At 49.9% G+C, this 22,783-nt stretch carries 17 protein-coding genes and 3 tRNA genes; 18 read left to right on the forward strand and 2 right to left on the reverse strand.

Features of this window, described 5'->3' with window-relative positions; translation table 11 throughout:
• Positions 1-506: 506 nt before the first annotated feature.
• On the forward strand, positions 507-1,244 hold the full coding sequence (locus tag QUF18_RS09390; protein WP_289386776.1) for a rhomboid family intramembrane serine protease: 738 nt from the start codon (positions 507-509) through the stop codon (positions 1,242-1,244).
• A gap of 241 nt (positions 1,245-1,485) precedes the next feature.
• Entirely contained in the window at positions 1,486-1,920 is a 435-nt protein-coding gene (locus QUF18_RS09395) for a CBS domain-containing protein (protein WP_289386777.1), read from the forward strand.
• 79 nt (positions 1,921-1,999) lie between these two features.
• On the opposite strand, the gene QUF18_RS09400 is transcribed toward QUF18_RS09395, so the two are convergent.
• The gene (locus QUF18_RS09400; protein ID WP_289386778.1) at positions 2,000-2,890 is read right to left on the reverse strand and encodes a TrmH family RNA methyltransferase; all 891 of its coding nucleotides are present in this window, start codon (positions 2,888-2,890) and stop codon (positions 2,000-2,002) included.
• 280 nt (positions 2,891-3,170) lie between these two features.
• Between QUF18_RS09400 and QUF18_RS09405 the strand changes: the two genes are divergently transcribed.
• From QUF18_RS09405 to rpoC, 12 genes are all read left to right on the forward strand, one after another.
• Positions 3,171-3,255, forward strand: a tRNA-Tyr gene (locus QUF18_RS09405).
• 25 nt (positions 3,256-3,280) lie between these two features.
• Positions 3,281-3,354: transfer RNA gene (locus QUF18_RS09410), tRNA-Gly, on the forward strand.
• Between the two features lie 214 nt (positions 3,355-3,568).
• Positions 3,569-4,744, forward strand: coding sequence for an elongation factor Tu (gene tuf, locus QUF18_RS09415; protein ID WP_289386779.1), 1,176 nt, complete (start codon positions 3,569-3,571; stop codon positions 4,742-4,744).
• A gap of 65 nt (positions 4,745-4,809) precedes the next feature.
• Positions 4,810-4,885: transfer RNA gene (locus QUF18_RS09420), tRNA-Trp, on the forward strand.
• Between the two features lie 350 nt (positions 4,886-5,235).
• On the forward strand, positions 5,236-5,436 hold the full coding sequence (secE, locus tag QUF18_RS09425) for a preprotein translocase subunit SecE (protein ID WP_289386780.1): 201 nt from the start codon (positions 5,236-5,238) through the stop codon (positions 5,434-5,436).
• 51 nt (positions 5,437-5,487) lie between these two features.
• Positions 5,488-6,018 (forward strand): transcription termination/antitermination protein NusG, encoded by a 531-nt coding sequence (gene nusG / locus QUF18_RS09430; RefSeq protein ID WP_289386781.1) that lies wholly within the window; start codon positions 5,488-5,490, stop codon positions 6,016-6,018.
• Positions 6,019-6,192: 174 nt separating this feature from the next.
• A complete protein-coding gene (rplK, locus tag QUF18_RS09435; protein ID WP_289386782.1) occupies positions 6,193-6,621 on the forward strand; it encodes a 50S ribosomal protein L11 in 429 nt (142 codons plus the stop codon).
• Between the two features lie 4 nt (positions 6,622-6,625).
• Positions 6,626-7,324, forward strand: a complete 699-nt coding sequence (gene rplA / locus QUF18_RS09440) for a 50S ribosomal protein L1 (RefSeq protein WP_289386784.1) — start codon at positions 6,626-6,628, stop codon at positions 7,322-7,324.
• A 375-nt stretch (positions 7,325-7,699) separates the two neighbouring features.
• On the forward strand, positions 7,700-8,218 hold the full coding sequence (gene rplJ, locus QUF18_RS09445; protein WP_113945018.1) for a 50S ribosomal protein L10: 519 nt from the start codon (positions 7,700-7,702) through the stop codon (positions 8,216-8,218).
• Positions 8,219-8,269: 51 nt separating this feature from the next.
• The gene (rplL, locus tag QUF18_RS09450) at positions 8,270-8,641 is read left to right on the forward strand and encodes a 50S ribosomal protein L7/L12 (RefSeq protein WP_289386785.1); all 372 of its coding nucleotides are present in this window, start codon (positions 8,270-8,272) and stop codon (positions 8,639-8,641) included.
• 296 nt (positions 8,642-8,937) lie between these two features.
• Entirely contained in the window at positions 8,938-13,074 is a 4,137-nt protein-coding gene (gene rpoB / locus QUF18_RS09455; RefSeq protein ID WP_289386786.1) for a DNA-directed RNA polymerase subunit beta, read from the forward strand.
• 247 nt (positions 13,075-13,321) lie between these two features.
• The gene (gene rpoC, locus QUF18_RS09460) at positions 13,322-17,524 is read left to right on the forward strand and encodes a DNA-directed RNA polymerase subunit beta' (protein WP_289386787.1); all 4,203 of its coding nucleotides are present in this window, start codon (positions 13,322-13,324) and stop codon (positions 17,522-17,524) included.
• 172 nt (positions 17,525-17,696) lie between these two features.
• On the opposite strand, the gene QUF18_RS09465 is transcribed toward rpoC, so the two are convergent.
• Positions 17,697-18,011: a hypothetical protein gene (locus QUF18_RS09465; RefSeq protein WP_289386788.1), complete on the reverse strand. Its 315-nt coding sequence runs from the start codon at positions 18,009-18,011 to the stop codon at positions 17,697-17,699.
• A gap of 501 nt (positions 18,012-18,512) precedes the next feature.
• Between QUF18_RS09465 and rpsL the strand changes: the two genes are divergently transcribed.
• From rpsL to tuf (QUF18_RS09485), 4 genes are all read left to right on the forward strand, one after another.
• Positions 18,513-18,884, forward strand: a complete 372-nt coding sequence (gene rpsL, locus QUF18_RS09470; protein WP_022709963.1) for a 30S ribosomal protein S12 — start codon at positions 18,513-18,515, stop codon at positions 18,882-18,884.
• 70 nt (positions 18,885-18,954) lie between these two features.
• Positions 18,955-19,425 carry a 30S ribosomal protein S7 gene (rpsG, locus tag QUF18_RS09475; protein ID WP_289386790.1) on the forward strand — a complete coding sequence of 157 codons (471 nt, stop codon included), beginning with the start codon at positions 18,955-18,957 and terminating at the stop codon, positions 19,423-19,425.
• Between the two features lie 30 nt (positions 19,426-19,455).
• A complete protein-coding gene (gene fusA / locus QUF18_RS09480; RefSeq protein ID WP_289386791.1) occupies positions 19,456-21,540 on the forward strand; it encodes an elongation factor G in 2,085 nt (694 codons plus the stop codon).
• A 63-nt stretch (positions 21,541-21,603) separates the two neighbouring features.
• Complete coding sequence (gene tuf / locus QUF18_RS09485) at positions 21,604-22,779, forward strand: elongation factor Tu (protein WP_289386779.1); 1,176 nt, start codon at positions 21,604-21,606, stop codon at positions 22,777-22,779.
• Positions 22,780-22,783 lie beyond the last annotated feature (4 nt).

Consider the following 22,783-nt stretch of genomic DNA (forward strand, 5'->3'; position numbering starts at 1 on the left):
AAAAAGTCAGCCACCTTCGTGGCTTGAACAACTTATTTTAAGCATCACGTTGGTGGCAATAATATGCGCACAGGATTGTAAACAAGCCATGAGTATGGCCTGAACATCCACGAACAATAAAATATATGGTTAACGCTTTGCTTTGATTGCATTAAGAAATTAATTATGTTTATATAGATTTAGGCATAAGTTGCGGGCTTTTTATAGGGAATGGTCTGCTGCTTTCGATGCCTGAACTCCAGAATTTATATTCGGGCTGATATTGTCCGTTCACCGCCTGTCTGACAGGCGGTTTTTTCTTGTCTTGATTTGGCTGGGTTCGTGCTTCAAAGATCATCTAAGTAGTGTGAAGTCAGAGCGGTTCCGATTATGACTGAATCGTTAGAACTGCTGTAACGATTTGTTTTTACGCATTATACGACGTAAAACCGCTTCGCACTTTTGGCTCGCAAATGCTATAACTGCCGTGTTCGCTTTGGCAGATCTGAAGTCATGATGAGGAAAATATGCAGCAACCCGTAAGTGATTCCCGCAGCAATAATAGTGGCGGGCAGGGCGGTTCACAGCCGGTGTTTAATATGCCGCCGGTGGTTGTAGCTATAATCGGCCTGTGTGCTGTTGTTTATATCACGCAAACATATCTGCTCAGTGACCAGCAATATGTTTGGTTTTTGCTGAATTTTGCATTTATCCCGCAGCGATTCAGTCTGGCAGGTGGTTTTTTTGATCCTTTTGCATGGCTGACCGCAGTCACTTATTCATTCATGCATGGTGGTTTTGCCCATCTTGCCGTGAACAGCGTGTGGTTTGCGGCTTTCGGTTCACCGCTTGCAGGACGGATCGGTACGCGCAAATTTCTGCTTTTCTGGGTTCTAACCTCTATTATTGCAGCTTTCACGCATTATGCGCTTTATCCTGATAGCAATATCCCGCTCGTTGGCGCGTCTGGCGCTATTTCGGGAATGATGGGCGCTGCTGCGCGTTTTGGTTTTCGCCGTGTGACTTATTATAGCAGAACGGGGCGGGAAGTGCCGGCTTTTGGCGGGCCGTTGCTGTCTGTTGCACAGACATTGCAAAATAAGACCGTGCTGACCTTTGTCGGCTTCTGGCTGATTATCAATGTGATTACCGGCGTTTACGGTGTTGCACCGGGGGAATTGTCCGGCATTGCCTGGGAAGCGCATATCGGCGGTTTTGTTGCTGGCTTTTTCGGTATTGCGCTTTTATTGCGTGGCCGTTCCTGAATATATCGGAGCGATTACAGCGATATGTGAATCGCTGAGGTCGTTTTGTCCTCTGCATATATACGCATTTATGTTTCTGCGTGATTTGTGTTATGCTGATTTTGCGGCCTCCGGTACGGATTCTGCATATTCAGCATAATAATAATCATTCCGCATTTTTCGTGCCGGTAAGTTGTCCTGATGCATATCCGTTTTCGGTTTGCGGAACGGAGGCGTTGTGTTTTCTTATCGGGAGGAAATAATGACTGTACGCGCAATTCTGAAGCAAAAAGGCAATAGTGTTTTCACTGTCAATGCTCATGCAGATCTGGAAACAGCTGCAAAACAGCTTTCCCAGCACCGCATCGGTGCTTTGCTGGTGGATGACGGCAAGGGAAAATATACAGGTATTCTTTCCGAACGCGACATTGTGCGTGCCTGTGCCAACCATGGTGTTCAGGCTTTGCAGTTGCCGGTATCTAAAGCCATGACCACGAAGGTTCTGCACTGCAATCCGCAGGATACTGTGCATTATGTGATGGAGATGATGACCCGTCACCGTTTCCGCCATCTGCCGGTGGTCAATGATTCAGGTGATTTGGTCGGGATTATTTCTATCGGTGACGTGGTGAAGCGCCGTATTGAGCAGGCCGAGCAGGAAACGGCGGAGATGATCCAATATATCGCGACTGCCTGATTTTGATTTGGAATGTAAAAAAGCCCTGCCTATGTGATCCTGAGATCATATAAGCAGGGCGTATTATTATAGGCTGTTATTATTTGCTGAGAAAACGCTGTGCAGCATAGAGTGAAATTGCTGCGGCATTGGAGACATTCAGCGATTTGATTGCACCCGGCATATCAAGGCGCGCCAAAGCATTCACGGTTTCACGGGTTTTCTGACGCAGACCTTTGCCTTCTGCACCGAGTACCAGAGCAAGTTTGCCGCCCTTGAGTGCATGTTCCATTTCCTGCGGGCCTTCTGAATCAAGACCAATGGTCATGTAACCCAGCTCATGCAGTTCAAGAATCGCATCTGCAAGATTGCGCACTTCAATCTGATCGATCATTTCCAGCGCGCCGGAAGCGGATTTAGCCAGCACACCTGATTCCTGCGGGCTGTGACGTGATGTGGTAATCAACGCATCCGCACCAAAGGCAACGGCTGAGCGCAAAATAGCGCCGACATTATGCGGATCGGTTACCTGATCCAGAATCAAAAGCAGCTTGCCTTCTTTAAGGTCCTGCAATTTGCGCGGTTTCAGAGCGGCAGTTTCAATCATAACGCCCTGATGTACGGCGTCAGAACCGGTTAAAGTATCAATATCACGCGGCTCAACCATTTCAGGATCGAGGCGGGCAATGGTTGCCTCATCCAGTTCAAGGCGCGCGAGGGCATTTTTTGTCACCATCATGCGGAAAATCCGGCGACGCGGATTCTCAATCGCCGCTTTTACCGTATGCAGGCCATAAAGACGGGTGATTCCGTCGCCTGCAGGCGTGCCTGCAACAGGCTTACGCTTGCTGAACCGCTGATTTTGCGAATTTTGTTCGCTGCCACCGGTTTTTTGATCACGAAATTGGCGCCGCAGACGCGCATAATGCGAATCTTTTGGAGTGCCGGAGGAGGAGCCGGATGAGTCCGGTGACGATTTTTTATCTTTCATAGGCTTTCTATAGCGATTTTTCTGCGTTCTAGGTAGCGTCTTTCCTTATTCACAGGCGGGAAAGTTTCGGGATACGAAAAAAACAGCTCCGAAAAGCCTGATATTGTGGATTATTGATAAGCCTGTGAAAGTTTATGCATTTTTCTCAAAAAGAGCTGTTGACTTATCAGTGTGTTATCGGCATAACCCGCCTCGTTCACAGCGACAAACGAGCTAACCGCTACGGGGTCACAGTGAACGGAATGCCTAGTCGCTCAGTTCCGGTGGTAATGAGTAACGTGGAGGAGTGCCCGAGTGGTTAAAGGGGGCGGACTGTAAATCCGCTGGCTTAGCCTACGTTGGTTCGAAACCAACCTCCTCCACCATTACCGGACGGTAAACTTAGAGTGCGCGGGTATAGCTCAATGGTAGAGCAGCAGCCTTCCAAGCTGAATACGCGGGTTCGATTCCCGCTACCCGCTCCAGATTATTTCAGAGCGGTTTGGCGTGTAGTAACTTGGCGTGCTTTGAATTAAGCTAGGCCGGAAGCGAGTTGATAGGGTTCTGACCAAATATGGTTCAGGGCTTTAGTTCTACTGTATAATATTCTGGATCGCGAGATTTTGGAATAAGTTATATAGCAATTAAAATTGTTGCAGCGCATGAAAATAAGCGTTGTGGTGAAAGAGAGCGACAGCGATGGCAAAGAGCAAATTTGAACGTAACAAACCGCACGTCAACATCGGCACCATTGGTCACGTTGACCATGGTAAAACCTCGTTGACGGCTGCTATCACCAAATTCTTTGGTGACTTCAAGGCTTACGACCAAATCGATAATGCCCCGGAAGAAAAAGCACGCGGTATCACCATTTCGACTTCGCACGTTGAATACGAAACCGAAAACCGCCACTACGCACACGTAGACTGCCCAGGTCACGCTGACTATGTTAAGAACATGATCACCGGTGCGGCTCAGATGGACGGCGCGATCCTCGTAGTTAACGCTGCTGATGGTCCAATGCCACAGACCCGTGAGCACATCCTGCTCGCTCGTCAGGTTGGTGTTCCTGCGATCGTTGTGTTCCTGAACAAAGTTGATCAGGTTGATGACGAAGAACTTCTGGAACTCGTAGAAATGGAAGTTCGCGAACTTCTTTCGAAATACGACTTCCCAGGTGATGATATTCCAGTTGTTAAGGGTTCGGCTCTTGCTGCTCTGGAAGATTCAAACAAGAAAATCGGTGAAGACGCAGTTCGTGAACTGATGGCTGCTGTGGATGCTTACATCCCAACACCAGAGCGTCCAGTTGATCTGCCATTCCTGATGCCAATCGAAGACGTATTCTCGATCTCCGGCCGTGGTACAGTTGTTACCGGTCGTGTAGAGCGCGGTATCGTTAAAGTTGGTGAAGAAGTTGAAATCGTTGGCATGAAAGCCACCGGTAAAACAACAGTTACCGGCGTTGAAATGTTCCGCAAGCTGCTCGATCAGGGCCAGGCTGGCGATAACATCGGCGCACTGGTTCGCGGTGTAGGTCGTGAAGACGTAGAACGCGGTCAGGTTCTCTGCAAGCCAGGTTCGGTTAAGCCACACACCAAGTTCAAGGCAGAAGCTTATATTCTGACCAAGGACGAAGGTGGTCGTCATACACCATTCTTCACAAACTACCGTCCGCAGTTTTATTTCCGTACAACTGACGTAACCGGTATTGTGACCTTGCCAGAAGGCGTGGAAATGGTTATGCCGGGTGACAACGTAACTGTTGATGTTGCGCTAATCGTACCGATCGCCATGGAAGAAAAACTCCGTTTCGCGATCCGTGAAGGTGGCCGCACCGTTGGTGCAGGTATCGTCGCTTCGATCATCGAGTAATAGAGATTTAACAAGGCTGGTCAGCCAGCCTTGTCTACCTATCAAGCATGATAGGTAAAGAGTTTAGGGGTATAGCTCAGTTGGTAGAGCGACGGTCTCCAAAACCGTAGGTCGCGGGTTCGAGCCCTGCTGCCCCTGCCATTTTAAGAAACGGTACTGTATTGATTTACAGTGCCGTTTTTTTATGCTTACACGATAGGCGTATTCACAATGTAGTTGTGGTCTGATTATATGTGCGGGTGATTGTGCGGGTGCAGCAGGGCAGGGGCGTCAATATACGCTTTCCGTGCATGATATGCGGGAATTTATTATATCTTAGCATATGGGCTTGTGTTTTTGAGGAATCGGCACTATGTAGGGTCGATAAATAGGCGGTGCGTGGGATTGAGCTTTCGTCCGACGTGCCGTAATCTTGTGAGTTCTTTCTGATTAATACATTCTTAATGACTTGTTTTGATTGGGAATAATTTTAATCAAGCGCAGAGTGGCAAATGGCGTCCAAAACAAATCCGATTACCTTTTTCCGTCAGGTTCGTGCTGAGACGGCTAAAGTAACGTGGCCGACCCGGCGCGAAACCGTAATTTCCACAATCATGGTTGTGATTATGGCTTTCTTGGCGGCGCTGTTTTTCTTTGTTGCTGATCAGGTGATGGCTTATGGCGTTGAATTGCTTCTGAGTCTCGGGCGTTAATAGTGGCTTTGTTGGCGTTTCGGCTGGTGTGAGCTATACGGGAGAAGCATAATGACTGCGCGTTGGTATATCGTACACGCATATTCGAATTTCGAAAAAAAGGTTGCGGAAGCAATCGAAGAAAAGGCGAAACAAAAAGGCCTGTTTCATCTTTTTGAAAAAATTCTTGTGCCGACAGAAAAAATCGTGGAAGTGCGCCGCGGCCGTAAGGTTGACGCAGAGCGCAAGTTCTTCCCTGGTTATGTTCTTGTTCGTGCCAATCTGACAGATGACGTTTATCACCTCATCAAGAATACGCCGCGCGTAACTGGCTTCCTTGGTTCTGAATCAAAGCCGGTTCCGATCAGCGATCGTGAAGTTGATCAGATCCTGTCTCAGGTGCAGGATGGTGTTGAGCGTCCACGTGCTTCCATATCGTTTGAAGTGGGTGAATCTGTACGTGTTTCTGATGGTCCGTTTGCTTCGTTCAACGGTATCGTTCAGGAGGTCGATGAGGATCGTGCCCGTCTGAAGGTTGAGGTTTCAATCTTTGGTCGTGCAACGCCGGTCGATCTGGATTTTGGTCAGGTTGATAAAGTCTGACCAGTTCAACCTTAGGGTTGAAATGCCGCGATAGTGGCAAAAATGGGTGGAAGGGACGCAGGCTTAGCCGCTCTGTAAACCGAACCACCCGCTGCAGCGCTGTGTAACGCAGCGTAAAGAGTGCCTCTAAGGCATTTAACATTGCCCCGAGGGCAAGAATAAAGGCAGATAGAAATGGCTAAGAAAATTGCTGGCCAGCTGAAACTTCAGGTTTCCGCAGCCTCCGCAACCCCATCGCCGCCAATTGGTCCGGCTTTGGGTCAGCGCGGTATTAACATCATGGAATTCTGTAAGGCATTTAATGCTGCTACACAGGAACTGGAAAAAGGTTCGCCTGTTCCAGTCGTGATCACATATTACCAGGACAAGTCCTTCACATTCGTGATGAAGACACCTCCTGTAGCTTACTTCCTCAAGAAGGCTGCTAACCTGAAGTCCGGTTCGAAAGAGCCAGGCAAAGTTGTTGCCGGTACAATTTCACGTGACAAAGTTCGTGAAATTGCTGAAGCGAAGATGAAAGATCTGAACGCGACAGATATCGAAGCAGCTATGCGTATGATTGAAGGCTCGGCCCGTTCGATGGGTCTGAAGGTGGAAGGCTGATACGATGGCGAAAATTTCAAAACGTGTCGCTAAAATCCGTGAAGGCGTCGATGTTGACAAGCTTTACGATCTCGGTTCGGCTCTGAACCTGGTTAAAGAGCGTGCAGTTGCTAAATTCGATGAAACCATCGAAGTTGCGCTGAACCTCGGTGTTGACCCACGTCATGCTGACCAGATGGTTCGCGGCGTTGTTAACTTGCCAAACGGTACAGGCCGTACTGTTCGCGTTGCTGTATTTGCCCGTGGTGACAAAGCTGAAGAAGCTAAGAAAGCCGGTGCGGATATCGTTGGTGCGGAAGATCTGTATGAAATCATCAATGGCGGCAACATCGATTTCGATCGTTGTATTGCTACCCCTGACATGATGCCACTCGTTGGTCGTCTTGGTAAGGTTCTCGGCCCACGCGGCATGATGCCAAACCCTAAAGTCGGTACTGTAACTGTTGATGTTGCTGGTGCTGTTAAGGCTTCCAAGGGCGGCGCTGTTGAATTCCGCGTTGAAAAAGCCGGTATTATCCATGCAGGTATTGGTAAGGCTTCTTTTGAAGTTAAGGCTCTGGAAGAAAACATCCGCGCATTCGCTGATGCAGTTCTGAAAGCTAAGCCAGCCGGTGCCAAGGGTGAATACCTGAAGCGCGTTGCTGTTTCTTCAACCATGGGCGTTGGCGTCAAGGTTGAACCTGCAAGCGTTAAAATCGTCTGATTTGCATTTACAGAATAAATCTGTAAAAGCCTGATTTGAAAGTCATGTGAGAAATCACATGACTGAAATCAAAGCAAGTTTCCGGGGCCTTTGGGCCCGGATCACCGGAAGTTAAATTCCGGTATCCTGTCCGAGATTGCAGGTGGCTCGCCTTAATTTTTCCGAGCCTGCATGAGACGTGGAATGACCTTATTTTTTACAGCTCTGCTGTTGTTTAGGGTTTGAACCGTAGTTGCCTTGACCGGAGCTGCCTGAGGGTGGCGATGGGGAAGGGGACAGGAACCTCGTATGTTGGATAGCACTTCTTACACGCTATCTGGCAAAGGCAACCCGGTAAGGATGCTCCTGTGCATTCTTGCCAACTGGAGAGAGACAGTGGAAAAAGCGGAAAAGCGCGAATTTGTCACTTGGCTGAACGGCACTTTCAAAGAGTCCGGCTCGGTCGTTGTGGCCCACTATAGCGGTCTCACAGTTGCACAGATGAGCGATCTTCGCGAAAAAATCCGTGCAGCAGGCGGCGCCGTTAAAGTCGCGAAGAACCGTCTTGCCAAAATCGCTCTTCAGGGCACGGAGTCCGAAGGCATTGCAAATCTGTTCACTGGACAGACTGTAATTGCTTACGCAGTTGATCCAATTGCGGCTCCGAAAGTAGCGGTAGAATTTGCTAAGACCAATGACAAGCTTGTCATTCTTGGTGGTTCTATGGGTGCGACAACTCTCGATGCTGAAGGCGTGAAAGCTCTTGCTTCCCTGCCATCGCTCGACGAACTGCGCGCCAAGCTGGTTGGTATGGTTCAGACACCAGCCACCCGTCTCGCTGTGCTTACAAGCGCGCCAGCAGGTCAAATTGCTCGCGTTATCGGCGCACATGCCCGGAAGAACGAAGCGGCGTAAGGCCGTTCTCGCTGTTACAACAGTTCAAACCTTAATTTAAAGGAATATACCATGGCTGATCTCGCAAAGATCGTTGAAGACCTGTCCGCTCTGACCGTTCTGGAAGCTGCAGAACTGTCCAAGCTTCTTGAAGAAAAGTGGGGCGTATCCGCTGCTGCTCCTGTAGCTGCTGCTGCCGCTGCTGGTGCTCCAGCTGCCGCTGCTGAAGAAAAGACTGAATTCGACGTTATCCTCGTTGAAGGCGGCGCAAACAAGATCAACGTGATCAAAGAAGTTCGCGCAATCACCGGTCTGGGCCTCAAAGAAGCTAAAGACCTCGTTGAAGGTGCACCTAAAGCTGTTAAAGAAGCTGCATCTAAAGACGAAGCAGAAAAAATCAAAGCTCAGCTCGAAGCAGCTGGCGCTAAGGTTGAACTCAAGTAATTTGAGTTATTCGGCGGGCCTAACAGCCCGCCGTTTTCCGCTTGTGTGGCGGAAGATTTTTGTAAGCGCCTGATTTTAGGTGACAAACAAAAGCGGATAGCATAATGAACTTGGTATGTCTTACATGTTTTGTGACAGATTTTAAGTTCAAACGGTACAAACCCTTTTCCTGACAGAAGAGCAGCTGTCAGGAAACGGGTTTTGACCCGTTCATAGGACCGTCGTAAGACGGCAAGCAACAGGCCTTGGTATTCCCATGGCTCAGAACGCCGTAAGGCACAGAACGAGGAGCGACGATGGCTCAGACCCACTCTTTTAACGGTCGTAAGCGCGTACGCAAATTTTTCGGCAAGATTCCAGAAGTCGCCCAGATGCCGAACCTCATTGAGGTTCAGAAGGCATCCTATGACCAGTTCCTTATGGTCGATGAACCTAAGGGTGGACGTCCTGACGAAGGTTTGCAGGCTGTTTTTAAGTCGGTGTTTCCGATCTCGGATTTTTCCGGAGCATCTATGCTCGAATTCGTCAAGTACGAATTCGACGCGCCAAAGTTCGATGTGGATGAGTGCCGCCAGCGTGATCTGACCTATTCAGCACCGCTGAAAGTGACGCTGCGTCTTATCGTTTTTGATCTTGACGAAGATACCGGCGCCAAGTCGATCAAAGACATTAAAGAACAAGATGTCTACATGGGTGATATGCCGCTCATGACTGATAACGGTACCTTTATTGTTAATGGTACGGAACGTGTAATCGTTTCGCAGATGCACCGTTCACCTGGTGTTTTCTTTGACCATGACAAAGGTAAGACGCATTCATCGGGCAAGCTTTTGTTCGCTGCGCGCGTTATTCCGTATCGCGGTTCATGGCTGGACATCGAATTCGACGCTAAAGATATTGTTTACGCGCGTATTGACCGTCGTCGTAAGCTGCCAACCACTTCGCTGCTTATGGCGTTGGGTATGGATGGCGAAGAAATTCTTTCGACCTTCTATAACGCTGTCACCTATTCGCGTGACGGTGAAAATTGGCGTATCCCGTTCTCGGTAGAGCGCTTCAAGGGTATGAAGATCATCGGCGATATGCTCGATGCTGATACCGGTGAAGTTGTTGCCGAAAGCGGTCGTAAGCTGACTGCGCGCGCTGCTAAGCAGATCGCTGAGAAGGGCGTTAAAGCCATCCGTGCGACGAATGATGATCTGCTCGGTTCTTATCTGGCAGAGGATATTGTCAACTACGCAACCGGTGAGATTTATCTCGAAGCCGGTGATGAAATTGATGAAAAGACTCTGAAAGTTCTGCTCGAAACCGGTGGCAACGAGATCAATATTCTTGATATCGACCATGTGAATGTGGGTGCTTACATCCGCAATACGCTGGCTGCTGACAAGAATCAGTCCCGTCAGGATGCGCTGTTCGACATCTATCGTGTGATGCGCCCGGGTGAGCCTCCGACAATGGATTCCGCGGAAGCGATGTTCGAATCGCTGCTGTTTGATTCAGAGCGTTACGATCTGTCGGCCGTTGGTCGTGTTAAGATGAATATGCGTCTTGACCTCGATGCGGAAGATACTGTCCGTGTTCTCCGCAAGGAAGACATTCTGGCTGTTATCAAGACACTCGTAGAACTGCGTGACGGCAAGGGCGAAATCGACGATATCGATAACCTCGGTAACCGTCGTGTACGTTCTGTTGGCGAGCTGATGGAGAATCAGTACCGCGTTGGTTTGCTGCGCATGGAGCGCGCGATCAAAGAGCGTATGTCTTCGATCGAAATCGATACAGTGATGCCGCAGGATCTGATTAACGCGAAGCCGGCTGCTGCCGCTGTGCGTGAATTCTTCGGTTCTTCGCAGTTGTCACAGTTTATGGATCAGACCAATCCACTGTCTGAAATTACCCATAAGCGCCGTCTGTCGGCTCTCGGACCCGGCGGTCTGACCCGTGAACGCGCAGGCTTTGAAGTCCGCGACGTTCATCCGACCCATTACGGCCGTATCTGCCCGATTGAAACACCGGAAGGTCCGAATATCGGTCTGATCAACTCGCTGGCAACTTTTGCCCGCGTTAATAAATATGGTTTCATTGAAAGCCCGTACCGTAAAATTATCGACGGTAAGATTACCAATGAAGTCGTTTATCTTTCTGCAATGGAAGAAGCCAAGCATTACGTTGCTCAGGCCAATGCTGAAATCGGTGAAAATGGTGAGTTCGTTGAAGAATTCGTAATTTCCCGTCACTCCGGTGAAGTTCTGATGGCGCCGCGTGAAAACGTGGATCTGATGGACGTTTCGCCGAAGCAGCTGGTTTCTGTTGCTGCAGCGCTTATTCCGTTCCTGGAAAACGATGACGCCAACCGCGCTCTGATGGGCTCGAACATGCAGCGTCAGGCCGTGCCTCTGGTACGTGCCGAAGCGCCGTTTGTTGGTACCGGTATGGAGCCGATTGTTGCACGCGATTCCGGTGCGGCTATTGGTGCCCGTCGTGGTGGTATTATTGATCAGGTGGATGCGACCCGTATCGTTATCCGCGCAACCGAAGACCTCGATCCGTCGAAGTCCGGTGTTGATATCTACCGTCTGATGAAGTTCCAGCGTTCCAACCAGTCAACCTGCATTAACCAGCGTCCGCTTGTGCGCGTTGGCGACCGTGTGGGCAAGGGCGACATCATTGCTGATGGTCCGTCCACTGATCTCGGTGATCTGGCGCTTGGCCGTAACGTGCTCGTCGCGTTCATGCCTTGGAACGGTTACAACTACGAAGACTCCATCCTGCTGTCTGAAAAGATTGTTTCGGATGACGTGTTCACTTCGATCCATATCGAAGAATTCGAAGTTGCAGCGCGTGATACCAAGCTTGGACCTGAGGAAATCACCCGTGATATTCCGAACGTTTCGGAAGAAGCACTGAAGAACCTCGACGAAGCCGGTATTGTTTACATCGGTGCGGAAGTTCATCCTGGCGATATTCTCGTTGGTAAAATTACACCAAAGGGTGAAAGCCCGATGACGCCGGAAGAGAAACTTCTGCGCGCTATCTTTGGTGAAAAGGCTTCTGACGTTCGTGATACCTCAATGCGTATGCCTCCGGGAACATACGGTACTGTTGTGGAAGTTCGCGTCTTCAACCGCCACGGCGTTGAAAAAGACGAACGCGCAATGGCGATTGAGCGTGAAGAAATCGAACGTCTGGCAAAAGACCGCGACGACGAACAGTCTATCCTTGACCGTAACACCTATGGTCGTCTGGCAGATATGCTGGAAGGTAAGATTACTGCTGCTGGTCCTAAGGGCTTCAAGAAGGGCGTTGCTGTTAACCGCGACATCCTGACTGAATATCCGCGTTCCCAGTGGTGGCAGTTTGCTGTCGAAGACGAAAAGAGCCAGGGCGAACTCGAAGCTCTGCGCAACCAGTACGACGCCTCTAAGAAGCTGCTTGAAACACGCTTCATGGATAAGGTCGAAAAGGTACAGCGCGGCGACGAAATGGCTCCGGGCGTCATGAAGATGGTTAAGGTCTTTGTTGCTGTTAAGCGCAAGATCCAGCCAGGTGACAAGATGGCCGGCCGTCACGGCAACAAGGGTGTGGTTTCCCGCATTCTGCCAGTAGAAGATATGCCGTTCCTTGAAGATGGTACCCATGCGGACATCGTGCTGAACCCTCTGGGTGTGCCGTCCCGTATGAACGTGGGCCAGATTCTTGAAACACATCTGGGCTGGGCATGTGCCGGCATGGGTAAGAAGATCGGGGAACTGATCGAGGTCTATAAAGAGACCGCTAATATCCAGCCGCTGCGTGACACTCTGGAGCATATCTATCCGGACAACGACCGTAACGAACCGGTTCGCTCTTATGATGACGATTCCGTCCTCATGCTTGCAGATCAGGTGAAGCGCGGCGTGTCGATTGCAACACCAGTCTTTGACGGTGCTGTTGAAGCAGACATCAATGCGATGCTTGCTGATGCAGGTCTGGCAACTTCCGGTCAGTCGACGCTCTATGACGGACGTACAGGCGAACCTTTTGATCGTCAGGTGACAATGGGCTATATTTATATGCTCAAGCTGCACCACTTGGTTGATGATAAGATCCACGCCCGTTCGATCGGACCTTACTCGCTCGTCACACAGCAGCCGCTGGGTGGTAAAGCGCAGTTTGGTGGTCAGCGCTTCGGTGAAATGGAAGTCTGGGCGCTTGAAGCCTATGGTGCAGCTTATACGCTGCAGGAAATGCTCACCATCAAGTCTGATGACGTGGCAGGCCGTACCAAGGTTTATGAAGCGATTGTACGTGGTGACGATACATTCGAAGCGGGTATTCCTGAGAGCTTTAACGTTCTCGTCAAGGAAATGCGTTCGCTTGGTCTGAATGTTGAGCTGGACGATACACGCGACTTCGTAGCGCCGACAGAGCTGCCTGACGCAGCAGAGTAAAAACAACAGGCGTGACGCGGTTTTCCGCGCCACGCCATTATTGCCATTATTTGGCAGTATGTTTTGAAATTATGACGGTTTCAGACCTCGCGTCTGGCTGTTGCGGTCAAAGGGCAACTGCCCGTCAGAGAGTGTCAAGGCGCCAAGGTTGCGTGCCGGATACAACTCTGCATATAGATTCAAACGCATGATGCTGTCGCGAAAGTGGGCCAACTTTTGCGAAGCATGATGCCCGAAGGAGAACGGCATGAACCAAGAGGTCATGAATCTTTTCAATCCTCAGGTACCGGCGCAGACATTCGATTCCATCCGGATTTCGATTGCCTCCCCTGAGAAGATTCTATCCTGGTCATACGGCGAGATCAAAAAGCCAGAAACGATCAATTACCGTACGTTCAAGCCTGAACGCGATGGTCTGTTCTGTGCCCGCATCTTCGGCCCGATCAAGGACTATGAGTGTCTGTGCGGTAAGTACAAGCGCATGAAATACAAGGGCATTATCTGTGAGAAGTGCGGCGTTGAAGTAACGCTGTCACGCGTGCGTCGTGAACGCATGGGTCATATCGAACTGGCCGCTCCGGTTGCTCATATCTGGTTCCTGAAATCGCTTCCTTCGCGTATCGGCACATTGCTTGATATGACGCTGAAGGATATCGAGCGCGTTCTGTATTTCGAAAACTACATCGTTACCGAACCAGGTCTGACTTCTTTGAAAGAGCATCAGCTGCTTTCAGAAGAAGAATATATGATTGCTGTTGATGAATTTGGTGAAGACCAGTTCACAGCGCTGATCGGTGCGGAAGCTATTTATGATCTTCTGGCGACAATGGAACTCGAAAAGATTGCTGTGCAGCTGCGCACCGATCTGGCCGAAACCACATCGGAACTGAAGACCAAGAAACTGATGAAGCGTCTCAAGATCGTTGAGAACTTCATGGAATCCGGCAACCGTCCTGAGTGGATGATCATGAAGATCGTTCCGGTGATCCCGCCGGATCTGCGTCCGCTTGTACCACTGGACGGCGGTCGTTTTGCGACTTCCGATCTGAACGACCTTTACCGTCGTGTGATCAACCGTAACAACCGTCTGAAGCGCCTGATGGAGCTTCGTGCGCCTGGCATCATTATCCGTAACGAAAAGCGTATGCTGCAGGAAGCTGTGGATGCTCTGTTCGATAACGGCCGTCGCGGTCGTACCATTACCGGTGCGAACAAGCGTCCTCTGAAGTCGCTTTCGGATATGCTGAAAGGTAAGCAGGGTCGTTTCCGTCAGAACCTTCTTGGTAAGCGCGTCGACTATTCCGGTCGATCAGTAATCGTGACCGGTCCTGAGCTGAAACTGCACCAGTGCGGTCTGCCTAAGAAAATGGCTCTGGAACTGTTCAAGCCGTTTATTTACGCTCGTCTTGACGCCAAAGGTTTCTCTTCGACTGTTAAACAGGCGAAGAAACTGGTTGAAAAAGAACGTCCAGAAGTTTGGGATATCCTTGATGAGGTTATCCGCGAGCATCCGGTTCTGCTTAACCGCGCGCCGACATTGCACAGACTGGGTATTCAGGCTTTCGAACCAACTCTGATCGAAGGTAAGGCAATCCAGCTGCACCCGCTCGTTTGTACTGCGTTTAACGCGGACTTCGACGGTGACCAGATGGCTGTTCACGTGCCGCTGTCGCTTGAAGCGCAGCTTGAAGCACGCGTTCTGATGATGTCGACCAACAACATTCTGCATCCGGCCAATGGTCTTCCGATCATCGTGCCGTCGCAGGATATGGTTCTCGGCCTCTATTACCTTTCGATCGTTGCTGAAAACGAACCTGGTCAGGGCATGACATTCGCCGATATGGGCGAATTGCAGCATGCGCTGGAAACCAAGACCGTTACACTGCACACCAAGATCAAAGGCCGCTTCAAGTCTGTTGATGCGGAAGGCAAGCCTGTATCGAAAATCTTCGATACAACACCTGGCCGTCTGATCCTCGGTGAATTGCTGCCGAAGAACGTCAATGTTCCTTTCGACATCTGCAATCAGGAAATGACCAAGAAGAACATCTCCAAGATGATCGATCTGGTTTACCGTCATTGCGGTCAGAAAGAGACAGTGATCTTCTGTGACCGCGTGATGCAGCTCGGTTTTGCTCATGCATGTCGCGCCGGTATTTCGTTTGGTAAGGATGACATGGTCATTCCTGATGCCAAGGCGAAAATTGTTGCCGATACAGAAGCATTGGCCAAGGAATATGAACAGCAGTACAATGACGGTCTGATTACTCAGGGCGAAAAGTACAACAAAGTTGTTGATGCCTGGGGTAAAGCGACTGACAAGATCGCTGACGAAATGATGGCCCGCATTAAGGCTGTTGAATTTGACAAGGAAACCGGTCGTCAGAAGCAGATGAACTCCATCTACATGATGTCGCACTCCGGTGCCCGTGGTTCGCCTTCGCAGATGCGTCAGCTCGGCGGTATGCGCGGTCTGATGGCCAAGCCTTCAGGCGAGATTATCGAAACACCGATTATCTCGAACTTTAAAGAAGGTCTGACCGTGAACGAGTACTTCAACTCGACACACGGTGCCCGTAAGGGTCTGGCTGATACGGCTCTGAAAACCGCGAACTCCGGTTATCTGACACGTCGTCTTGTTGACGTTGCGCAGGATGCGATCATTTCTGAACCAGATTGCGGTGCGACCGTTGGTCTGACGATGAACCCGATTGTTGATGCTGGTCAGATCGTTGCCTCGCTCGGCATGCGTATTCTGGGTCGCGTTGCTCTGGACGACATTACACATCCGGCATCGGGTGAAGTGATTGTTGCTTCCGGCGATATGATCGAAGAACGTCATGTTGAAGTGATCGAAAAAGCCGGTATCCAGACCGTTCGTATCCGTTCGGCTCTGACCTGTCTCACCCGCTCCGGCGTGTGCGGCAAGTGCTATGGTCGTGACCTTGCACGCGGTACTCCTGTGAACAAAGGTGAAGCTGTCGGCGTTATTGCTGCGCAGTCGATCGGTGAGCCTGGTACTCAGCTGACCATGCGTACGTTCCACCTTGGTGGTACAGCGCAGGTTGTTGATAGTTCTTATCTCGAAGCTTCCTATGAAGGTACTGTTGCTCTGCGTAACCGCAATGTGGTTCGCAATGCTGACGGCAACCTCGTGGTGATGGGCCGTAACATGGCTGTTCTCATCATGGATGCTTCCGGTAAAGAACGTGCAAGTCATCGTGTTACCTATGGTTCGCGTCTGTTCGTCGATGACGGCGATGGTGTGAAGCGCGGTCAGCGTTTGGCCGAGTGGGATCCGTATACCCGTCCGATCATCACTGAAGTTGAAGGTGTGATTGAGTTCGAAGATATGGTTGATGGTTTGTCGGTTGCTGAAAACACCGATGAAGCGACCGGTATCACTAAGCGCGTTGTTATTGACTGGCGTTCAACACCTCGCGGTGCGGATCTGAAACCTGCTCTGGTTGTTAAAGACAAGAACGGCAAGATCCAGAAACTGTCGAAGGGTGGCGAAGCCCGCTTCCAGCTCTCCGTTGAGACCATTCTCTCAGTTGAGCCAGGTGCTACGGTTCGCGTCGGTGACGTGATTGCCCGTCTGCCTATGGAAAGTGCGAAGACCAAGGATATTACCGGTGGTCTGCCACGCGTTGCTGAACTGTTTGAAGCTCGTCGTCCTAAGGATCATGCGATCATCGCTGAAGTTGATGGTACAATCCGTTTCGGTCGCGACTACAAGAACAAACGCCGCATCATTATTGAACCGAATGACCATAATCTGGAACCGGTTGAATATCTGATCCCTAAAGGTAAGCCTTTCCATCTTCAGGATGGTGATGCGATCGAAAAGGGTGACTATATTCTCGACGGTAATCCTGCACCGCATGACATTCTGGCGATCAAGGGCGTGGAAGCACTTGCTTCTTACCTCGTGAACGAAATTCAGGAAGTCTATCGTCTGCAGGGTGTGACGATCAACGATAAGCATATCGAAGTGATCGTTCGTCAGATGCTGCAGAAGGTTGAGATCACGGATTCAGGTGACAGCACCTATATTCCGGGTGACAATGTTGACCGTATTGAACTTGACGAAATTAATGATCGTCTGGTTGAAGATGGCAAGAAACCTGCTGAAGGTCTGCCGGTTCTGCTCGGTATTACGAAGGCATCGTTGCAGACACCTTCGTTCATCTCGGCTGCTTCCTTCCAGGAAACAACCCGCGTTCTGACTGAAGCTGCAGTTGCCGGTAAGATGGATACGCTGCAGGGTCTGAAGGAAAACGTGATTGTTGGTCGTCTGATCCCAGCCGGTACCGGCGGTATGATGAGCCAGATCCGTCGTATTGCGACAGCCCGCGATGATCTGATTATCGATGAGCGCCGCAAGACTTCCGGTGCAGATGCTGCCAATGCAATGCTGGTTGATATGACCAATAATGCGGCGGAATAATCTGCTCCTTATAAGATAAAGAAAAGGCCACCTTCGGGTGGCCTTTTTTGTTGGTCGGGCAGGGTGGTTTGAAGCTTGTTGCACCTGTGATGAATTTGCTGGTGCAAAAAAAAGCATTCTCAGCTCACACTGAAAATGCTCTTGGTATTTTTAAAATCAGACGAAGAGGGAATTACGCCTCGTCTTCGTCCTCATCTTCTTCACTTGAACCATCAAATTCAATCATAGCAACCTGACCGGAGAGGGCGGTGTTATAACCGCTCAGATATGGCTCTTCTTCCGGCTGTTCAGTCAGTGTACCGATTTCAGAAATTTCGGCTTCAGCAAAACCTTCACTGGCAAGAATTTCCAAAGCTGCCTGAATGACATCTTCTTCCGGTTCTGACTTAAACAGAATGTGGACATTGACGGGATCGCTCTCGCCCTCTTTCCAGGCATCTGCAATAATGAGATAGACTTCATTCGAATCGGGATTAGTGTCTGACACTGGGTATTCCTTAATTTCCGGTTAAAGCTGCCCTGTATCAGGGCCTGAAACGGCTGAATCAGACTGTCTGCATAAAAGATAATAAGTGAAAAAGACAGTCGGTAACGGATTCTGCCTAAGATTTATGTGGTTAGCATTACAAAACAGGCGAGAACAGACAAAAACACCCTGAAATACAGGGCTGAATCCGGTTTTGTCCGTCATAAATCAGAAAACTCGGCCAGTGGTCTTGACGAAACGTACCTTTAAGCGTATCAGCACATCATCTGAGCCGATGTGAGGCTGGCTGTTCCTGAGTGTCTCGCTCTGGAGTTTGTCTCAAACAGGGTTCGTTTTACGACTAATATATAAATCTCCGTTCGCATGAAGGTAACTTCCTCTGCTTTTGTTCGGGCATGCCAGCGCTAGCGTTGGCATAATGTCCGATTTTGTGCATTTGTATAATGGTGAAACGTCCCTTTGGGGCAAAAGATATGAGTTAATTTAGTAGAGGAAGGTTCAATGCCTACCGTAAACCAGCTGATCCGTAAACCGCGCCAGGCGCAGGTTAAGCGTAATAAGGTTCCTGCTCTGCAGGCAAACCCACAGAAGCGCGGCGTTTGTACCCGCGTTTACACAACAACACCTAAGAAGCCGAACTCGGCGCTGCGTAAAGTAGCTAAGATTCGTCTGACCAACGGCTTTGAAGTTATTGGTTATATTCCGGGTGAAGGTCATAACCTTCAGGAGCACTCGGTTGTTATGATCCGCGGCGGCCGCGTCAAGGATTTGCCAGGTGTTCGTTATCACATCATCCGTGGTGTTCTCGATACCCAGGGTGTTAAGAATCGTAAACAGCGTCGTTCGCTGTATGGTGCTAAGCGTCCTAAATAAATAATTTTCCGGGGATACCGGCCACCTGATCCTCAGGTGAGTTGAGCCCGATGTAATTAAAGAGACTGACATGTCACGTCGTCATAGTGCTGAAAAGCGTGTAATCAACCCGGATCCAAAGTTTGGTGATCTGGTTATTACAAAATTCATGAACGCAATCATGCTTCATGGTAAGAAATCTGTTGCAGAGTCCATCGTTTATGGTGCTCTGGATTCTGTTGAGGCGAAAGCCAAGCAGGAAGGTCTGGTGATGTTCCATCAGGCGCTCGACAATGTTGCGCCTCACGTGGAAGTGCGCTCACGCCGTGTTGGTGGTGCGACTTATCAGGTTCCTGTTGATGTTCGCCCTGAGCGTCGTCAGGCGTTGGCAATTCGCTGGCTGATCAATGCTGCACGCAATCGTAACGAAACAACGATGATTGATCGTTTGTCCGGCGAATTGCTTGATGCAGCAAACAACCGTGGTTCTGCTGTTAAGAAGCGTGAAGATACGCATCGTATGGCTGAAGCTAACCGCGCATTCTCGCATTACCGCTGGTAATCGTCGAACTCTATTTAAAGAGCGAATATTATGGCCCGCGAATTTAAAATCGAAGACTACCGTAATTTCGGTATTATGGCGCACATCGATGCCGGTAAAACGACAACGACTGAGCGTATTCTTTTCTACACGGGTAAGAACCATAAGATCGGTGAAACCCACGACGGCGCCTCCACAATGGACTGGATGGAGCAGGAGCAGGAACGTGGTATTACCATTACCTCTGCTGCGACAACGACATTCTGGGAAGGCCGTGATGGCAAGAAGCGTCGCTTCAACATCATCGATACTCCTGGTCACGTTGACTTCACGATTGAAGTTGAGCGTTCCCTGCGCGTTCTCGACGGTGCGATTGCACTGCTCGATGCTAACGCCGGCGTAGAGCCGCAGACTGAAACTGTATGGCGTCAGGCTGAAAAATATCACGTACCACGTATGATCTTCGTCAATAAAATGGACAAGATCGGTGCGGATTTCGCTCGTTGCGTTGAAATGATCAAGTCCCGCCTTGGTGCGCAGGCTCTGGTTGTTCAGCTGCCAATCGGTGCGGAAACAGAATTTCTGGGCGTTGTAGATCTGATCGAAATGAAATCCTACACTTGGGATGGCTCAATCGGTGGTGATACAATCGTTGGCGAAATTCCGGCAGATATGCTGGCTGATGCTGAAGCTGCTCGTGAAACGCTGATCGAATTGGCTGTTGAAGCTGATGAAGCTGCGTTGGAAGCTTATCTGGAAGGCACTCTGCCAGACAATGATCAGCTTCGCACATTGATCCGTAAGGGTACAATTGCTGTTCAGTTCCATCCGGTTCTTTGCGGTACTGCATTCAAGAACAAGGGCGTTCAGCCTCTGCTCGACGCAGTTGTGGATTTCTTGCCTGCTCCAAACGAAGTGCCTGCAATTAAAGGTATCGACGTTAAGACAGAAACTGAAACCACTCGTGAATCTACAGATGAAGCACCGCTTTCGATGCTTGCATTCAAGATCATGAACGATCCGTTTGTTGGCTCGCTGACATTCGCACGTATCTATTCCGGTAAGATGACCAAGGGCATTTCCCTGGAAAACACCGTTAAAGGTAAGCGTGAACGTATCGGCCGTATGCTGCAGATGCATTCCAACTCCCGTGAAGATATCGAAGAAGCATTTGCTGGCGATATCGTTGCGCTGGCTGGCCTTAAGGAAACTACAACCGGTGACACGCTCTGCGATCCGCTGAAGCCTGTTATTCTGGAACGTATGGAATTCCCTGAGCCGGTTATCGAAATCGCGATTGAACCAAAGACCAAAGCTGACCAGGAAAAGATGGGTATCGCCCTGAACCGTCTGGCTGCTGAAGATCCTTCATTCCGCGTTAAGTCGGACGAAGAATCCGGTCAGACCATTATTGCCGGTATGGGTGAACTTCACCTCGACATTCTGGTTGACCGTATGCGTCGTGAGTTCAAGGTTGAAGCTAACGTAGGTCAGCCACAGGTTGCTTACCGTGAAAGCATCACTCGTCAGGCAGAAATCGACTACACACATAAGAAACAGTCCGGCGGTTCCGGTCAGTTCGCTCGTGTTAAGATCGTATTCGAACCACATGACGGCGATGACTTCATCTTCGAATCCAAGATCGTTGGTGGTGCAGTTCCTAAGGAATACATCCCAGGCGTTCAGAAGGGTATCGAAAGCGTTATGGGTGCAGGTCCTCTGGCAGGCTTCCCAATGCTCGGTGTGAAGGCAACTCTCATCGATGGTGCATACCATGATGTTGACTCCTCCGTACTGGCCTTCGAAATTGCTGCTCGCGCAGCATTCCGTGAAGGCGCACAGAAAGCTGGCGCTCAGTTGCTCGAACCGATCATGAAGGTCGAAGTCGTGACTCCTGAGGATTACGTTGGTGACGTTATTGGTGATCTGAATTCACGTCGTGGTCAGATTTCCGGTACTGAAGCCCGTGGTATCGCTACTGTAGTTAACGCAAATGTTCCACTGGCCAGCATGTTTGGTTACGTGAACAACCTGCGTTCGATGTCACAGGGCCGCGCCCAGTACACCATGCAGTTCGACCATTATGAGCCGGTTCCTGCGGCAGTCGCTGCAGAAATCCAAAAGAAGTTTGCGTAAGCCATTTGGCTTACGCTCGTTAAAATAAAATGCCTGAGCAGGCTAAAATAATGGAGAGCTCAGATGGCAAAGAGTAAATTTGAACGTAACAAACCGCACGTCAACATCGGCACCATTGGTCACGTTGACCATGGTAAAACCTCGTTGACAGCTGCTATCACCAAATTCTTTGGTGACTTCAAGGCTTACGACCAAATCGATAATGCCCCGGAAGAAAAAGCACGCGGTATCACCATTTCGACTTCGCACGTTGAATACGAAACCGAAAACCGCCACTACGCACACGTAGACTGCCCAGGTCACGCTGACTATGTTAAGAACATGATCACCGGTGCGGCTCAGATGGACGGCGCGATCCTCGTAGTTAACGCTGCTGATGGTCCAATGCCACAGACCCGTGAGCACATCCTGCTCGCTCGTCAGGTTGGTGTTCCTGCGATCGTTGTGTTCCTGAACAAAGTTGATCAGGTTGATGACGAAGAACTTCTGGAACTCGTAGAAATGGAAGTTCGCGAACTTCTTTCGAAATACGACTTCCCAGGTGATGATATTCCAGTTGTTAAGGGTTCGGCTCTTGCTGCTCTGGAAGATTCAAACAAGAAAATCGGTGAAGACGCAGTTCGTGAACTGATGGCTGCTGTGGATGCTTACATCCCAACACCAGAGCGTCCAGTTGATCTGCCATTCCTGATGCCAATCGAAGACGTATTCTCGATCTCCGGCCGTGGTACAGTTGTTACCGGTCGTGTAGAGCGCGGTATCGTTAAAGTTGGTGAAGAAGTTGAAATCGTTGGCATGAAAGCCACCGGTAAAACAACAGTTACCGGCGTTGAAATGTTCCGCAAGCTGCTCGATCAGGGCCAGGCTGGCGATAACATCGGCGCACTGGTTCGCGGTGTAGGTCGTGAAGACGTAGAACGCGGTCAGGTTCTCTGCAAGCCAGGTTCGGTTAAGCCACACACCAAGTTCAAGGCAGAAGCTTATATTCTGACCAAGGACGAAGGTGGTCGTCATACACCATTCTTCACAAACTACCGTCCGCAGTTTTATTTCCGTACAACTGACGTAACCGGTATTGTGACCTTGCCAGAAGGCGTGGAAATGGTTATGCCGGGCGACAACGTAACTGTTGATGTTGCGCTGATCGTACCGATCGCCATGGAAGAAAAACTCCGTTTCGCGATCCGTGAAGGTGGCCGCACCGTTGGTGCAGGTATCGTCGCTTCGATCATCGAGTAATAGA

This window comes from Pseudochrobactrum kiredjianiae (assembly GCF_030362795.1).
In the GTDB taxonomy this organism is placed as follows: Bacteria; Pseudomonadota; Alphaproteobacteria; order Rhizobiales; family Rhizobiaceae; genus Pseudochrobactrum; species Pseudochrobactrum kiredjianiae.